The 15,199-nt window shown below is 72.3% G+C and carries 15 protein-coding genes; 8 read left to right on the forward strand and 7 right to left on the reverse strand.

Going from position 1 to position 15,199, the window contains the following annotated elements; genetic code table 11:
* Positions 1 to 67 precede the first annotated feature (67 nt).
* On the forward strand, positions 68 to 1,777 hold the full coding sequence (gene paaN, locus MM438_RS00655) for a phenylacetic acid degradation protein PaaN (protein ID WP_241449369.1): 1,710 nt from the start codon (positions 68 to 70) through the stop codon (positions 1,775 to 1,777).
* A 152-nt stretch (positions 1,778 to 1,929) separates the two neighbouring features.
* On the opposite strand, the gene MM438_RS00660 is transcribed toward paaN, so the two are convergent.
* The 6 genes from MM438_RS00660 to MM438_RS00685 all read right to left on the reverse strand — a co-directional run bounded on the left by MM438_RS00660 (position 1,930) and on the right by MM438_RS00685 (position 7,694).
* On the reverse strand, positions 1,930 to 2,973 hold the full coding sequence (locus MM438_RS00660; protein ID WP_241449378.1) for a zinc-binding dehydrogenase: 1,044 nt from the start codon (positions 2,971 to 2,973) through the stop codon (positions 1,930 to 1,932).
* 155 nt (positions 2,974 to 3,128) lie between these two features.
* Positions 3,129 to 3,449, reverse strand: coding sequence for a DUF2853 family protein (locus MM438_RS00665; RefSeq protein WP_241449380.1), 321 nt, complete (start codon positions 3,447 to 3,449; stop codon positions 3,129 to 3,131).
* A 109-nt stretch (positions 3,450 to 3,558) separates the two neighbouring features.
* Positions 3,559 to 3,912 carry a hypothetical protein gene (locus MM438_RS00670; protein ID WP_241449382.1) on the reverse strand — a complete coding sequence of 118 codons (354 nt, stop codon included), beginning with the start codon at positions 3,910 to 3,912 and terminating at the stop codon, positions 3,559 to 3,561.
* A 315-nt stretch (positions 3,913 to 4,227) separates the two neighbouring features.
* Positions 4,228 to 5,071 (reverse strand): IS5 family transposase gene (locus MM438_RS00675; protein WP_407568233.1). Its coding sequence is split into 2 segments (ribosomal slippage): positions 4,228 to 4,764 and positions 4,766 to 5,071, totalling 843 coding nucleotides; the frame shifts between segments, so codons are not numbered across the junction.
* Positions 5,072 to 5,148: 77 nt separating this feature from the next.
* Positions 5,149 to 6,429 (reverse strand): IS256 family transposase, encoded by a 1,281-nt coding sequence (locus MM438_RS00680; protein ID WP_241449384.1) that lies wholly within the window; start codon positions 6,427 to 6,429, stop codon positions 5,149 to 5,151.
* A 728-nt stretch (positions 6,430 to 7,157) separates the two neighbouring features.
* Entirely contained in the window at positions 7,158 to 7,694 is a 537-nt protein-coding gene (locus MM438_RS00685) for a CGNR zinc finger domain-containing protein (protein ID WP_241449386.1), read from the reverse strand.
* Positions 7,695 to 7,809: 115 nt separating this feature from the next.
* Here MM438_RS00685 and MM438_RS00690 point away from each other — a divergent pair, with 115 nt between their 5' ends.
* Genes MM438_RS00690 through MM438_RS00705 form a run of 4 tightly spaced genes read left to right on the forward strand, consistent with a single transcriptional unit; the run spans position 7,810 to position 10,975 of the window.
* Entirely contained in the window at positions 7,810 to 8,061 is a 252-nt protein-coding gene (locus MM438_RS00690) for a hypothetical protein (RefSeq protein ID WP_241449387.1), read from the forward strand.
* Positions 8,058 to 9,119, forward strand: a complete 1,062-nt coding sequence (locus tag MM438_RS00695; protein ID WP_241449389.1) for an EamA family transporter — start codon at positions 8,058 to 8,060, stop codon at positions 9,117 to 9,119. The genes MM438_RS00690 and MM438_RS00695 overlap by 4 nt, the downstream gene beginning before the upstream one ends.
* Positions 9,120 to 9,126: 7 nt before the next feature.
* Positions 9,127 to 10,188, forward strand: a complete 1,062-nt coding sequence (locus tag MM438_RS00700) for an alpha/beta hydrolase (RefSeq protein ID WP_241449391.1) — start codon at positions 9,127 to 9,129, stop codon at positions 10,186 to 10,188.
* Between the two features lie 37 nt (positions 10,189 to 10,225).
* Positions 10,226 to 10,975, forward strand: a complete 750-nt coding sequence (locus MM438_RS00705; protein ID WP_241449399.1) for an NUDIX domain-containing protein — start codon at positions 10,226 to 10,228, stop codon at positions 10,973 to 10,975.
* A gap of 2 nt (positions 10,976 to 10,977) precedes the next feature.
* Here the strand turns inward: MM438_RS00705 and MM438_RS00710 are convergent, their stop codons facing one another.
* On the reverse strand, positions 10,978 to 11,370 hold the full coding sequence (locus MM438_RS00710) for a phage holin family protein (protein ID WP_241449415.1): 393 nt from the start codon (positions 11,368 to 11,370) through the stop codon (positions 10,978 to 10,980).
* Positions 11,371 to 11,428: 58 nt separating this feature from the next.
* On the opposite strand from MM438_RS00710, the gene hisC reads away from it, so the two are divergent.
* The 3 genes from hisC (at position 11,429) to pdhA (ending at position 15,196) form a co-directional block, all read left to right on the forward strand.
* The gene (gene hisC / locus MM438_RS00715; protein ID WP_241449430.1) at positions 11,429 to 12,556 is read left to right on the forward strand and encodes a histidinol-phosphate transaminase; all 1,128 of its coding nucleotides are present in this window, start codon (positions 11,429 to 11,431) and stop codon (positions 12,554 to 12,556) included.
* 92 nt (positions 12,557 to 12,648) lie between these two features.
* Complete coding sequence (locus MM438_RS00720) at positions 12,649 to 13,785, forward strand: hypothetical protein (protein ID WP_241453512.1); 1,137 nt, start codon at positions 12,649 to 12,651, stop codon at positions 13,783 to 13,785.
* Positions 13,786 to 14,056: 271 nt separating this feature from the next.
* Positions 14,057 to 15,196, forward strand: a complete 1,140-nt coding sequence (gene pdhA / locus MM438_RS00725) for a pyruvate dehydrogenase (acetyl-transferring) E1 component subunit alpha (protein WP_241449432.1) — start codon at positions 14,057 to 14,059, stop codon at positions 15,194 to 15,196.
* Positions 15,197 to 15,199: the final 3 nt, after the last annotated feature.

Genomic DNA, 15,199 nt, shown 5'->3' on the forward strand with positions numbered 1-15,199 from the left:
ATGCTGGCACGCATCCGGGCTCGTCGCGAGCGCTGCGGCCCGGCTGCGTGCTGGTTAGGATCGGCGCGTGACTACTACGGCATCGACGCCCGGCCACCCCTTCCTCGACGCCCACGCGGCCACGATCGAGGAGGCGAGCGAGGCGCTGCGCACGCGCAGCTACTACTCGCGCTACCCCGGCTCCCCGAGCCCGAGGGTCTACGGCGAGGGCTCCGCGGAGGCAGGCAAGCAGGCTCACGACGCGCACCTGGGCCGCGCGTTCACGGCCCTGGACGACCAGCCGAGCACCGGCGAGCGGGTGGGCGACGAGGTCTCGCCGTACGGCCCGACGCTCGGCGTCACCTATCCCGTCCTCGACCTGGACGTGGCCCTGCCCGCCGCCCGGGCCGCGATGCGCGCCTGGCGCGACGCGGGCCCGCGCGTCCGCGCCGCGGTCTGCGTCGAGATGCTCGAGCGGCTCAACAAGCGGTCCTTCGAGGTCGCCAACGCCGTGATGCACACGAGCGGCCAGCCCTTCGTGATGAGCTTCCAGGCGGGCGGGCCCGAGGCGCAGGACCGCGCCCTCGAGGCGATCGTCGCCGGCCTCGCCGAGATGGAGCGCATCCCCGCGTCCGTCACCTGGGAGAAGCCCGCCAAGGGCGACCCGATCAGGATGCAGAAGGACTACACGGTGATCGGCCGTGGCGTCGGCCTGGTCATCGGCTGCAACACCTTCCCGACGTGGAACGGCTACCCGGGCCTGTTCGCCTCGCTGGTGACCGGCAACGCCGTGGTCGTCAAGCCGCACCCGCGCGCGATCCTGCCGCTCGCCATCACCGTGGCCGTGTGCCGCGAGGTGCTCGCCGAGGCGGGCTTCGACAAGGCGCTCGTCCAGCTCGCCCCCGACCGCGACGGCGGCACCCTGGCCAAGGACATCGCGCTGCGCGACGAGGTCGCGATCGTCGACTACACCGGCGGTCCGGGCTTCGGTGCCTGGCTGGAGACCGAGGCGGTGGCGGCGGGCAAGCTCGTCTACACCGAGAAGGCCGGCGTCAACACGATCGTCCTCGACTCGACCGACGCGCTGAAGCCGATGCTCGGCAACCTCGCGTTCTCGCTGTCGCTGTACTCCGGGCAGATGTGCACCGCCCCGCAGAACGTCTACGCCCCCAAGGGCGGCATCGACACCGACGAGGGTCAACTGAGCTTCGACGAGCTCGCCGACAGGCTCGCCACCGCGGTGTCCCGGTTCACCGGCGACGACGCCAAGGCCGTCGAGGTCCTCGGCGCCACGGTCAACGACCAGGTCCGCGCCAACATCGCCGCGATCGGCGAGATCGCCGCCGAGGGCGAGGGGCGCGTGGTCCTCGAGCCGCGCAGGATCACCCACCCGGCCTTCCCGGACGCCGTGGTCTACGCGCCCGGCATCGTCGCGGTGGACGTGCGTCACGAGGACGTCTACACCGAGGAGCGCTTCGGCCCGGTGTCCTTCCTCATCGCCACCGAGTCGACCGAGCAGTCGCTGGCCCAGCTCGCCGACACCGTCAAGGAGCACGGCGCGATGACCGCGTCGGTCTACTCCACCAGCGAGGACGTGCTCGAGCAGGCCCGCGAGGCCGCCGCGGACGGTGGCGTCGCCCTCTCCGAGAATCTCCTCGGCCAGGTCTTCGTCAACCAGACCGCGGCCTTCTCGGACCTGCACGGCACCGGCGCCAACCCGGCGGCTAACGCGGCCTACACGGACTCGGCCTTCGTGGCCAACCGCTTCCGGGTGATCACCAGCCGCCGGCACGTCTGACCTGCGGCGCAGCTGACCGGCAGGCGGTATGCCGGAGGTCAGGCACCCGCACGCCCGCCGGCCGCACGAGAGGGCGCCCTGCACCGCGACGGTGCGGTGCGCCCTCCGGCATACGGCCCGGGGTCGGACGTCGCGCAGGAGCCGCCCGCGGGTCAGGGCTGGACGAGGATACGGATCGGGTTGCCGGTGCGCTGCTGCAGCATCTCGATGCCCCGGTGGATCTCGGTCAGCGGCACGACGGCGGAGACGGACCCGGACAGGTCGAGGCGCCCGCGGGCGACCAGCTCGGACAGGATCGCGATGTCCTGCACCTGGTAGCCGAGGTGGCCCAGGACCTGCTTGCGACGCATCGCCAGCTCGGCGAAGGTGCCGACTTGCACCTCCTGGCCGCTCACACCCACCGTGACGAGCTTGCCGCCGACGTCGAGGGTGCGCACGGCCTGCTCGGCGACGCTCGTGATGCCCACCGCGTCGAAGGCCACGTCGATCATCCGGCCCCCGGTGACGTCGGTGATCTTGGCCTGCAGGTCCGGGTCGTCCGCGCGGAAGGCGTGGTCGGCGCCCAGCCGCAGGGCCCGCTCCAGGACGGCGTCGTCCAGGTCGACGCCGATGAGCGGCACCGCCCCGGCGAGCTTGGCGAGCTGGAGCAGGTGGGTGCCGACGCCGCCGAGCCCCCACACGCCCACGGCGTTGCCGAGGTGCACCTGCCCGGTGCGCACGACCGCGGCGAAGGGCGTCGACACCGCGTCCGCCAGGATCGCTGCCTGGTCCATCGGCACCCCCACGGGCACCCGGGTCAGCCCGGTCGCGGGGGCGATCAGGTGCTCGGCCCAGCCGCCGTCGAAGTGGAAGGCCATGAGCCGCAGGTCGAGACAGTCCGCGAAGTTGCCGCGTCGGCAGTTGCGGCAGGCCAGGCAGGCGCGTCCCGCCGAGGGGATCACCGGGTCGCCGACCGCCCAGCCCTGCACCCCTGGGCCGAGCTCGTCGATCCACCCGCTGACCTCGTGCCCCTGGGTGACGACCGGCAGCGGCGCGCGGAAGGTGCCGTCGACCAGCGACAGGTCGGAGTGGCAGATCCCGCAGTAGGCCACCTTGATCCGCACCTGGCCGGGGCCGGGGCGCGGGACGGGCACCTGCTCGAGCCTGACCTCCCTGGCGTCGGCGTAGAAGCGCTCGGCAAGCATGGTCTCGGTCATGGGGCTCTCCTTCGACGGTGGTCTGATGCCGTTCTCCTCCTGGACGGCGGCACCTGTCAGACCGTAGGGCGACGTGGACCGGGCTCACCAGCCGGAGGACCAGGACAAGCGCGGAGGCCCCCGCCACGGGTGGCGGGGGCCTCGCGAGCGGACGCTCAGTCCTTGAAGACGTCCAGCTTGCCGAACTTCTCTGCCAGCAGGTAGTAGACGGCCAGACGCGGGTTGGTCTTGCCGTCCTTCATCTGCGCCAGGACGTCCTTGATGGCCTGGTCGAGCTCGGCGTCGCTCTGGGACAGGCCGAGCTTCTTCTTGAGGAAGCTCTCGCGGACGGTCTCGAGCTCGGCCGGGTCGCTCGCGGAGACGTTGGCGGCGTCGCGGTTGCTCAGGGCCAGGCGGTAGGCCGAGGCCATCTTGTCCAGCACGTCCTTGTCGGCGTGCGGGGCATAGGCGAGGACGCTCTGCTGCGGGTCGCTCATGATGCTTTCCTTCGAGAGATGGGCTGTTCGTGGCGGTTTCACCCTAGTCACGGGGGCCTTCTCCCCAGGGCAGGACCCAGTGCGCTCTCAGGACCTCATCAGGGGACGATCAGCGGCAGGAGAGGATGCCACGCGGGACGGTGCGTCCGGCCGCACGGGACAGCGTCTTGCAGCTGGGGACGTGCTGCCCGCCCCAGACCTCGCCCCACGCGCCGCCCTTCTTGGCCCACAGCGACACGTGGCCGCCGCAGCCGGGGGCGAAGACGGTGCCCGTCGCGAAACCGTCGGTCCGGTAGCTCTGGACGTAGAGCGAGGCGTCGCAGCCCTTCTGGACCTCGGTGCGCTGGCGGGCGGCCTCCCGGACAACGAAGTCCTGGAAGGAGGCCGAGGTGCCGCGCAGGCGACCGACCTGGCGGACGTCGTGCACACGGACGCCGCCGCCGCGGTAGGTGATCGTCCGCACGCGGGCCTTGGCCCGGCGCTTGGTCGCCTTGCGCTTGGTGGCCTTGTGCTTGGGCTTGGCCTTGGCGACGACGCTGACCGAGGCCTGGTGGGTGGTGGGCGCCGCGGCCTGGGCGGGCGGACGCCGGGACGATCAGGGCCGCAGCGGCGGCCAGGGTGGTGATGGTGCGGACGAGCATGACGAGACCCCCGAGATGTGTTGACGCGTCGCCGCTCCCGACGACACATGGCAGACGTTACGCCAGCGGGAGAGATGGCACACAAGGCCTTGCGGCGAAGTGACGCATCGTTCGACGCAGTCGCGCACCGTCGGCGACTAGGGCGTGTCTCTTAATGCTGGTAGCCAGAGGGTGATGGCGCGTAGGAGGATGCCGGCGCGGTAGGTGATGGCGAGCTTGTCGTAGCGGGTCGCGATGGCGCGCCATTGCTTGAAGCGTTCGAAACCGTTCTCGACGACGTGGCGTTTGGCGTACAGGCCAGGGTCGGTCTTCGGGGGGCGCCCACCGGCAGAGCCGCGGCGTTTGCGGTTGGCGCGTTGGTCGCGGGGCTCGGCGATCGCGGTGGTGATCCCGCGCCGCCGGAGCAGCGCGCGGTGGGCTCGACTGGAGCAGGCCTTGTCGGCCATGACCGCGTCCGGGGTCGTGCGTGGGCGGCCCGGGCCTGGGCGCGGGACCCGTACGGCGTCGAGCAGGTTGGTGAACATCCGGCTGTCGCTGCCCTGACCAGGACCGAGCAGCACCACGATCGGTCGCCCCTGGCCGTCGCACAGCTGGTGGACCTTCGTGGACAACCCGCCGCGTGACCTGCCGATGGCGTGGTCAGCCGGCTCGGACAGCAGATTCTTGTGATTCGACAGATCCCCCCGCGAGGCGGGTGGTGTTCGTCGCGTGCTGGTGGGCGCGGTTGATCGTGGAGTCGACAGCGACGTCCCAGTCGATGACCCCCGCCGCGTCCGCACGGGCCAGCAGAGCCGTCAGCACCCGGTCCCAGGTCCCGTCACCGGCGAACCGGCGGTGTCGCTTCCACACGGTCTGCCAGGGCCCGAACTCGCCCGGCAGGTCCCGCCACGCGATCCCGGTCCGGTACCGGTAGATGATCGGCTCGACCACGGTCCGGTGGTCACGAAATCGCCTGCCCCGCTTGCCATCCGCGCACGGCATGAACGGCTCGATCAGCACCCACTCGCTATCCGAGAGCGGGACTGTCGGATTATCGGTGGGCGGGGTGCCCAGCGTTCTTAGGTGGTCGAGGGGGTGATGCGTCCCTCGAAGGTGATGGCGAAGGCGTTCAGGGGTGCCTTCCACCGGATGACCCATCGTGCCCTGCCTCTCCCGGTGGGGTCCAGGGAACGGGTCACCAGGTAGAGACACTTCAACGCGGCGGCGTCGTTCGGGAAGTGCCCTCGCGCACGGACGGCGCGCCGGTAGCGGGCGTTCAACGACTCGATCGCGTTGGTCGTGCAGATGACCTTGCGGATCTCGACGTCGTAGTCGAGGAAGGGCACGAACTCGTTCCACGCGCCTCGCCACATGCGGATCGCGGCGGGACAGACGGGCTCCCACGTGGCGGCGAAGTCCTCGAACCGTGCGGCGGCCTGCTCGGCGTTGACGGCCGTGTACACGGGCCGCAGGTCCTTGGCCATCGCGTCCCAGTGCTGGCGGGCCGCGTACCGGAACGTGTTCCGGATCAAGTGCACGACGCACGTCTGTACGGCGGCGAGCTCCCATGTCGTGGTGATCGCCTCGGGCAGTCCTTTCAGCCCGTCGCACACGGCGATGCACACGTCCTCGACACCGCGGTTCTTGATCTCGGTGAGCACGCCCAGCCAGAACTTTGCGCCCTCCCCACCGTCGCCGGCCCAGATCCCGAGGATGTCGCGTTCCCCGGCGGTCGTCACGCCGATGACGATGTAGAAGGGCTTGTTGGTGACCTGCCCGTCACGGACCTTCACCACGAGCGCGTCGATGAAGATCACCGGGTACACGCGGTCCAGGGGCCGGTGCTGCCACTCAGACATCTCCGCGGCGACCTTCTCGGTGATCCGACTGATCGTGTCCTTGGACACCGACGCGCCATACACCTCGGCGAAGTGCGCCGCGATCTCACCGGTGGTCAACCCGCGCGCCGACAAGGACAGGACGAGCTGGTCGACGCCGTCCAGACGGCGTTGCCGCTTCCGGACGATCTTCGGGTCGAATGTGCCGTCCCGGTCCCGCGGAACGTCGATCGTGACCGGCCCGATCTGCGTGAGCACCGTCTTGGATCGGGTGCCGTTCCGCTCGTTCCCGCCCCCGTCGACCGGCGCCGGCTTCGCGTGCCGATCCGAGTGCTCGTAGCCGAGGTGCTCGGTCAGCTCTTCCTCCAGAGCGGTCTCCAGCACCTGCTTGGTCAGGCCCGTCAGCACACCGTCGGGGCCGACCAGGTCGACTCCTTCAGCGCGGGCCTGGTCCACCAGACGCTGCGCCAGCGCCTGCTTGTCGTCATCGTTGAGGTCCACGACCCCAATCGTGTTCGTCATGCTGCCTGCTCTCCCGCCGAGCACCGCTCAGCGCGTCAGGCCGAACCCCCACCCACCGTTGTTCTGACACTCCCCAGTCCGTCCCGTCCGGGACCGTGAGCCTTTTCCATGTTGGGTAGCGGGGCGGGCGGGTGCGGCTGCAGCCTGAACCGCCCTGGGTTCGTCGGAGGGTTGTGATGGTTCAGGCGGCCTCGGGGTTGAGGGCCTGGTCGTGATGGGGTTCTGACGCACCGGGCGCCTCCTGGCCAGGGCAGGCTTGGGCTTGTCCAAGGTCCCAGGTCGTGCAGCAGGAAGCGCTTGGTCGGTGAAGAGCGCGTCGTGGTCCGCGGGGTTGGCAGTCACGGGTGTTGGTGTCGGGATGGTCGGGCACGCCGGCGCAGCGGCGGCACGCATGGTGGCGGACAGGCTCGGTCTGACGGGAGGTCTGTCGGTGTCGATGGCCCGACGGGACTTCGTCCCGCTGCACGACGGGGGGCGGGTCCTCGTGGACGTCGCCACGATGCTCCTCGACGGTGGGGGCGATCGACGACATCAAGGTGCTGCGCCACCAGGAGGTCGTGCTGGGCCCGGTGGCGTCCGCGCCGACGGTCTGGCGGATCGTAGACGAGGTCACGCCGGGTCGGTTGAGGAAGATCGCCGCGTCCAGAGTCCGGATGCGCCGGCGCGTATGGGGATCGGTCCCGGGCGGTGTCCCGGAGTCGACGACGGCCGCGAGGCCAGGAGCGAGATCAGGTGCGGCGGCGCTCGCGGTAGGCCTGCACCGCCATACGGTTGCCGCAGCCGCGCTCGCAGTATCGGCGCGAGCGGTTCTTGGACAGGTCGACGATCACGCCGTCGCAGTCCTCGGCCTCGCAGATGCGCAGCCGGTCGAGCTCGCCGGAGCGGATCACGTCGACCATGGACATGGCGGCCTCCACGGCCATGCGGTCCGCGAGGGGTGCGTCCTCGGAGGTCGCGTGCAGGTGCCAGTCCCACCAGCCCTCGTGGCGCACGAGCCGCGGCTGCGCCTGGTAGCGCGTGAGCAGCGAGTTGACCAGCTCGACCGTCCCCTCCTCGTCGAGCTCCCAGAGGCGGTGCAGCTCCTTGCGCAGGGAGACGACCTTCTTGAGCTCGGCCTGGTCGTGGGTGCGCCGGCCGGTGTAGCCGAACCGCTCGACGAAGGCGTCCAGGTCCTCGGTCGTGCTCAGCGTCGCCGGGGCCACGCCGGTGTTGACGAGCGCGGCGGTCGACAGCAGACCCTCGCGGGTGTCATGGGCAAAAGTCATCTTGACTCCTTACGGAGAAGGTCGTAGTGTCATCAGCGTAACCCCACTTTGCTGATGACGTCCGCTGTCGTGCGTCAGGACAGCGGTGCCCTGAACCATCGAGAGGAGAGCCCTCATGACCACCATGACTGCCGCCACCTACACCACCTCCAAGGCCCAGGCCCTTCGCTCGTGGGTCGCGAGCGCGATGCCCTCGGGTCGCGCCACGACACCGGCCGCCCTGCGCCATCTCGAGGCGCATCAGCAGATCCAGGCCCAGGTCCGGGCCTCGGGCGGCGGGCGCACCCGGGCGGGTGGCAACCTGCACGACATGGTGGCCCACCCCGAGCTGCCCGTGGTCCTGCACCGGCTGGAGCGCATCGGATGAGCCCCGTCCGCACCGACGCCACGAGCGTCCGCACCCCGTCCGCGCCGGCCGAGGCCTTCCTCGCGCCGGCGCCGTCGGGTCAGGGCGACGTCGACCTCCGCGAGGTCGAGGTCTACCCCCTGCCCCACGTCGACGACACCGAGGCCACCGGCCGCGCCGGATCGCGCACCGGCCTGGTCCTCGCGCTGATCTCCGCGGCGGCCTTCGCCACGAGCGGGTCCTTCGCCAAGGCGCTGCTCGGCAGCGGGTGGACCCCCGGCGCCGCCGTCACCGCCCGCATCGCCGGAGCGGCGCTGGCGCTCGCCATACCTGCCCTGTGGGTGCTGCGGGGCGACCTGCGGCCCTTCCTGCGCCACTGGAAGGTCGTCCTCGGCTACGGCGCCGTCGCGGTGGCGGGCAGCCAGCTGTTCTACTTCAACGCGGTCACGCACCTGTCGGTCGGCGTCGCGCTCCTGCTGGAGTACCTCGCCCCCGTCCTGATCGTCGGCTACGTCTGGGCGCGCTCGCGCACCATGCCCAGCCCCGCGACGCTGGCGGGCGCGACCTTCTCGATGCTCGGCCTCGCCCTGGTCATCGACCTCTTCGGCGGGATCGGCATCGACCCGGTCGGTCTGGCCTGGGGCCTGGCCGCCGCGTGCTGCAACGCGGCCTACTTCCTGCTCGCCGCGCGCGACACCGAGGGCCTGCCCCCGATCGCGCTGGCAGCCGGCGGTATGACGGTCGGCGGCCTGGTGCTGGGCCTGGCGGGTCTGCTCGGCCTGGTCCCGATGGCCGCCTCCATGGCCGACGCCGTCCTCGCCGGCCACGCGGTCCCGTGGTGGGCCGCCGTCGCGGGGGTCGCCCTGATCGCGGCCGCCGTGGCCTACGGCTTCGGGGTCGCCGCGACGCGCCGGCTGGGCTCGACCGTGGCGTCGTTCGTGGGGCTCACCGAGGTGGTCTTCGCGATCGCCTTCGCCTGGTTGCTGCTCGGCGAGCTCCCCGGTCCGATGCAGCTGGCCGGCGGTGCGCTGATCCTGGCCGGTGTCGCGACCGTGAAGATCGGCGAGTCGCGGGCATGATGGCCTCGTGTCCTCCCACCGCCCTCCGCTGACCCTGCGCGCCACGCGGATGCTCGTGCGCGGCCTCGTGCACCTGCCCGACCCGCTGCGACGATTCCTGGCGGGCCGCCCGCACCGGGTCGACGGGCGCACCCTGCGCCCCGACGTGCAGCTCGTCCTGCGGCTCCTGGAAGCCGCGCCGGGGGACGACGCGACCGAGCTGACGCCGGTCCAGTGGCGGGACGAGATCGAGACCGAGGCCTGGATGTTCGGGCACCGGCCCTACGTCGCGCTGGTCCGTGACACCACGATCCCGGGCCCGGCCGGTCCGCTCGCGGCCCGGATCTACGACCCCCGGCCGGGGGAGCCCAAGGGCGCGGTCGTCACGATGTTCCACGGGGGCGGCTTCGTGGCCGGGTCGCTGGAGAGCAGCGACCCGGTGTGCCGCTTCGTCGCGCGCTACGTCGGCTGCCCGGTCGTGTCCGTCGCCTACCGGCTGGCGCCGGAGGACCCCTATCCCTGCGCGGTCGAGGACGCGATCGCGGCCTTCCGGTGGGTCCGTGACCACCGGGAGGAGCTGGCCGGGCCGCGCGCGCGGGTGGCCGTCATGGGTCAGGGCGCGGGTGCCACCCTCGCGGCGGTGGTCAGCCACCGCACCGTCGAGGACGAGCGCGGCGGCCCCGACCTGCAGGTCCTGATCACCCCTATGGTGGACCTCAGCCGCAAGACCCGCTCCTACGAGCAGTTCTCCAGCGGTTACCTGCTCACCGAGGCCACCATGGACTGGTACCTGCGCCACTACCTGCGCGAGCCCGAGCGGGCCGCCGAGCCCGACGCCTCGCCCCTGCTCGCGCGCCACTTCGGGGGCCTGCCGCCCGCCTACGTCCTGGTGTCCGGCTTCTCCGTGCTGCGGGACGAGGGCCTGGCCTATGCCGCGGCGCTCAAGGACGCGGACGTGCCGGTCACCGTCCGGCTCGACGAGGGCGGCATCCACGGCGACGTGAGCGCGATGGGGATCTCGCCCGCGAGTCGCGACCTGCTGGTCGAGCTGTGCGAGACCGTCCGCAGCCAGCTGGGTCTGTCGTCGTGACCCGCCGGCCGCCGGGCACGGCGCCGAGGAGGACCGCGTGAGGATCGACGAGATCGCGCCCGGGGTGGCGCAGGTCGTCGACGGGGGAGCGGACCCCCAGGCCCTGCGCGTGGCCGTCGAGCAGACCCTCGCCCGGGGGTCGCGCCGGGTGGAGACCCGCGTCGCCGCCGGCGATCCCGCTGCCCGCCGCGCAGCGGCCCGCGCGGGCCTGCGCCTGGAGGGCCTGCTGCGCGGGGCGGCTCCCGACGGCGGTGACGTCGCGCTGATGGCCCGCCTCGCCGGGGACCCCGCTCCGGACTCGCGCGACGGCTTCTCGGCGGTCCTCAACACCACGCTCCCGCTCAAGCGCAACATCGCCCAGGCCCTCGTGCGCGATCCGGCCGGGCGGGTGCTGCTGTGCGAGACGACCTACAAGCGGGAGTGGGACCTGCCCGGCGGCGTGGTCGACCCGGGGGAGCCGCCCTCGCGGACCGCGGAGCGCGAGATCGAGGAGGAGCTCGGACTCACCCTGCCCGTGGGCGAGCTCGCGACCGTCGCCTGGCTGCCGCCCTACCTCGGGTGGGCCGACGCGACGCTCTTCGTCTTCGACGCCGGCGTCCACGACCCGGCCGTCGTCGAGCGGATGGTCCTGCAGCCGCACGAGATCCGCGCCGTGCACTGGGCCGGGCCCGACGCGATCGCCGCCCGCACCGCGCCCTACGTCCAGGAGCTCCTGGCCCACCTGGCCGCGCGGGAGCCGCGCAGCGGCACGACATACCTCGTGGACGGTCGCCCGAGGACGACCTGAGGTCAGAGCTCGTCGGCGTCCGGCAGCAGGAGGGTGAGCAGCAGCGACACGAAGGCCACCACGAGCGCGCCCAGCACCGCGTCCCAGAAGAAGTGCTCCACCCGGAAGTCCAGGCCCAGCGAGCCCGCCAGCCACGAGGTCAGCTGCAGCATCAGGGCGTTCACGATCCAGGTGAACAGCCCCAGCGTCACGATGATCGCCGGCATGCTGAGCAGCTTGACGATCGGCTTGATCACGGCGTTGACCAGCCCGAAGACCACGGCCACCAGCACGATCGACACCAGCCGGGTGGCGAGGGCGGGCTTGTCCTCCCCCAGGTGTATGCCGGAGACCACGAGCGCGGCCACCCACAGCGCGATGCCGTTGACGAGCGTCTTGATCGCGAAGTGCTTCACGGTCATCACTCTGCCACGCCGAGAGGCGCCCCGCCCGCAGCCGCATAGGCTGTGCGCCATGACTGCTGCCGACGACGCCAACAGCACCCCCGCCACCCCGCTCGCGCTCACCGTCCGCCTGCGCGAGGCCCTCGGGCGGGTGCCCGCCTACGTCCCGGGCAAGCCGGCTCCCGCCGTCGAGGGTCTGCAGACCTACAAGGTCTCCAGCAACGAGAACCCCTACCCGCCGCTGCCCGGCGTCGTCGAGGTCATCCACGAGGCGGCCGGACAGGTCAACCGCTATCCCGACATGGCGGTGACCGAGCTGACCCAGGCGCTCGCCGACTTCCTGGGCGTCCCCAACGACCACATCGCCACCGGCACCGGGTCCTCGGCCGTGCTGTCCCAGCTGATCAACGCCACGTGCGACGCGGGCGACGAGGTCGTCTACGCCTGGCGGTCGTTCGAGCTCTACCCGATCGCGGTCGCCCTCGCGGGCGCGGTCTCCGTGCAGGTGCCGCTCACGGTCGACCAGCGCCACGACCTGGACGCCATGGCCGCCGCCATCACCGACAGGACCCGCCTGGTCATCGTGTGCTCGCCCAACAACCCCACGGGCACCGTCGTGCACCGCGAGGAGCTGGAGGCCTTCCTCGACAAGGTGCCCAAGGACGTCCTCGTGGTCCTCGACGAGGCCTACCTCGAGTTCGTGCGGGACCCGCAGGCCCCCGACGCGCTGGAGGTCTACCGCGCGCACGACAACGTCGCTGTGCTGCGGACCTTCTCCAAGGCCTACGGCCTCGCCGGCCTGCGCGTCGGCTACGCCGTCGCCCCCTCCGAGATCGCCGCCGCCCTGCGCAAGACCGCCATCCCCTTCGGCGTCAGCACGATCGCCGAGGACGCGGCCGTCGCCTCCCTGGGCCTGTTCGCCGAGCTCGACGAGCGCGTGGCGGCCCTGGTCGAGGAGCGGGACAGGGTCACCACCGGACTGGCCGAGCAGGGCTGGCGGCTGCCCGAGACGCAGGCCAACTTCGTCTACTTCCCCTTGGGCGAGCACTGCACGGCCTTCGCGGACGCCTGCCGCGACGCCGGCCTGGTGGTGCGGCAGTACGGCGACGACGGGGTCCGCGTGACCATCGGCGAGGACGAGGCCAGCACCCGGCTGCTGGAGGTCACCGCCGGACTGCGACAGCGCCTGCAGCCCTGAGGGGCATGGGCCGCCTGACTAGTCAGGCAGGGCGGTTTGTCATCGCGTCACTTGTTGGTGACCCGCCCGTGACCGACCATGGACCCATGGGGATGACGGTGCCTACGGGCCGGGGCGACACGAGCGTCGAGGGGTCGGCCTGGCGGCCGACCCTCGCGCTCGCCGCGCTCGGCATCCTCAGCACCGCTGCGCTGACCGGCCTGAGCCTCAGCTCGCTCCCGTCCTCCCAGCCCGGCGCCACCCGCACCGCGGGCCTGGCCTCGGACTCCCCCGCGGTGCTGGAGGGCGGCATGACGCCCGTCAGCGCCACCGTGACCGGACGCGTCGGTGGCCGGCTCGCCCAGCAGCCCGTCCTGACGCAGATGCCGATCCGGTCCGAGCCGGGCCTGCGGAGCAAGGTCGACCTGGGCCTGCCCGCCATCCTCCTGGCCGCGCCCCGCGGCCAGGTGCTGGAGCAGACCGTCGTCGCGCCCGCCGAGCGCCAGCTGCTGCTCATGCGGGCCGCGGCGCCCGTGCTCCAGGTCGCCGGGCCCCTGCTGGGGGTCGACGGCACCGAGCTGGTCCAGGCCATCGCCCAGGCCGGCGCCGGGGTGCCCGTGGACCCCTCCGGCGTCCCGACGCTGGCGATGGTGGCCCCGGCAGCCACGCCACCCGCCGACACGGGCGAGGCCCTCGCCGCCGGCGCGCCCCCCCACCACGGCGAGCCGCCCACCGAGGCCGGATCCGGCACCGACACAGGCGTGACCCTCGGCACCGCCACCGAGGCGCCGTCCGACCCGACCGACGGCGGGGCGACGGTCGACGACGGATCGGTGGCGTCCTCCCCGCCGCCCGGCTCGTCCGGGTCCGCGGGCGGCCCGGCCGCGGCGCCGACCGCGCAGGCCCCGCCGTCCGGCCCCTCCGTCCCCGGCGGCGCCCCGTCGACCGGCCCGCCCGCGGACCCACCGCCCGCACCCCGCACCACGAGCCCCGCACCGAGGCCGACCCCGGCCGGCTCCGCGCCCCGGCCCGCACCGCCGCCGGCCACGCCCCGCCCCAACACCGCCGACCCCGACCCGCGGGTCTCCGCGCCCCGCTCGGTCGCCGACGCGCCTCGTGCCTCCTCGGCCCGCCCCGTCTCGGTCCGCACCGCGGCCTCGCCGAGGACCGGATCCGGCTTCTCCGCACCCGACGACGGGGGCGCGGGCAGCTCGTCGTTCGCCACCGCCGCAGCCACGTCGGCCCGCTGAACCGGAGCGACGCGACCGTCATACCCGCAGGTCAGGACCCTGACCGAGCGCTGAGGGGACGGTGCCTGCAGACGCGCCCCCACCCGGCGGGTACGCTGCACATCGCTAGGCCCCAAGCGTCCACCAGGGCGCGTCGACCGCCGCGATCGAGCGGTGGGACTCCCGTGCGTGACCCGCACCCGTCCCGCCTGGGTGGTGACCCTGCCCCGCGTGGCCCGAGCCGTGACGAGCAGCGACCCTGCACGCCACGACGGATCGAAGGAGATCTGACATGAGCGACAACGTCGTCGCCCCGCCGTCCGGCGGCGGTGCGTATGGCGGGCCGGAGATGATCCAGCTGCTCACGCCCGAGGGCGAGCGCATCGATCACCCGGAGTACTCCCGCTACATCGAGCACCTCACCGACGAGGACCTGCGCGGGTTCTACCGCGACATGGTGCTCATCCGCCGCGTCGACACCGAGGGCACCGCGCTGCAGCGTCAGGGCCAGCTCGGCCTGTGGGTGTCGCTGCTCGGTCAGGAAGCCGCCCAGATCGGCGTCGGCCGCGCCATGCGCAAGCAGGACCACGCCTTCCCCGGCTACCGCGAGCACGGCGTCGGCTGGTGCCGCGGCGTCAAGCCCCTGCAGGTGATGTCGCAGTTCCGCGGCGTCGACCACGGCGGCTGGGACCCGGCCGAGGTCGGCATGCACCTCTACACCATCGTCATCGGCAACCAGGTGCTCATGGGCACCGGCTACGCGATGGGCATCACCCTCGACGGTGACGTGGGCACGGGCGACCCGGACCGCGACGCCGCGGTGGTCGCGTTCTTCGGTGACGGGGCGACCGCGCAGGGCGACGTCAACGAGTCCTTCGTCTTCGCCGGCGTCAACAACGCGCCGATCGTGTTCTTCTGCCAGAACAACCAGTGGGCCATCTCCGAGCCCAACGAGCGCCAGACGCGCGGTCCGCTCTACCAGCGCGCCAACGGCTTCGGCTTCCCCGGCGTCCGGGTCGACGGCAACGACGTCCTCGCGTCCTACGCCGTCTCCAAGGCGATGCTGGACCGGGCCCGCGACGGTCAGGGCCCCTCCTTCATCGAGGCCTACACCTACCGCATGTCGGCCCACACCACGTCCGACGACCCGACGAAGTACCGCGTGGACGCCGAGGTCGAGGTCTGGAAGCACCGCGACCCGATCCAGCGCCTGCGTGCCTACCTCACCCGCACCGGGGCCGCGGACCAGGCGTTCTTCGACGCGATCGACGCCGAGGCCGACGCGCTGGCCGAGGAGGTCCGCACCGGGACCATCGGCATGCCCGACCCGGACCCGCACGGCATGTTCGACCACCTCTACGTCGACGACTTCCCCCTGGTCGAGGAGCAGCGCCAGGAGTTCGCTGCCTACGCCGCGAGCTTCGAGGACTGATCA

Origin of the sequence: Arsenicicoccus dermatophilus (assembly GCF_022568795.1) — a bacterium.
Taxonomy (GTDB): Bacteria; Actinomycetota; Actinomycetes; order Actinomycetales; family Dermatophilaceae; genus Arsenicicoccus; species Arsenicicoccus dermatophilus.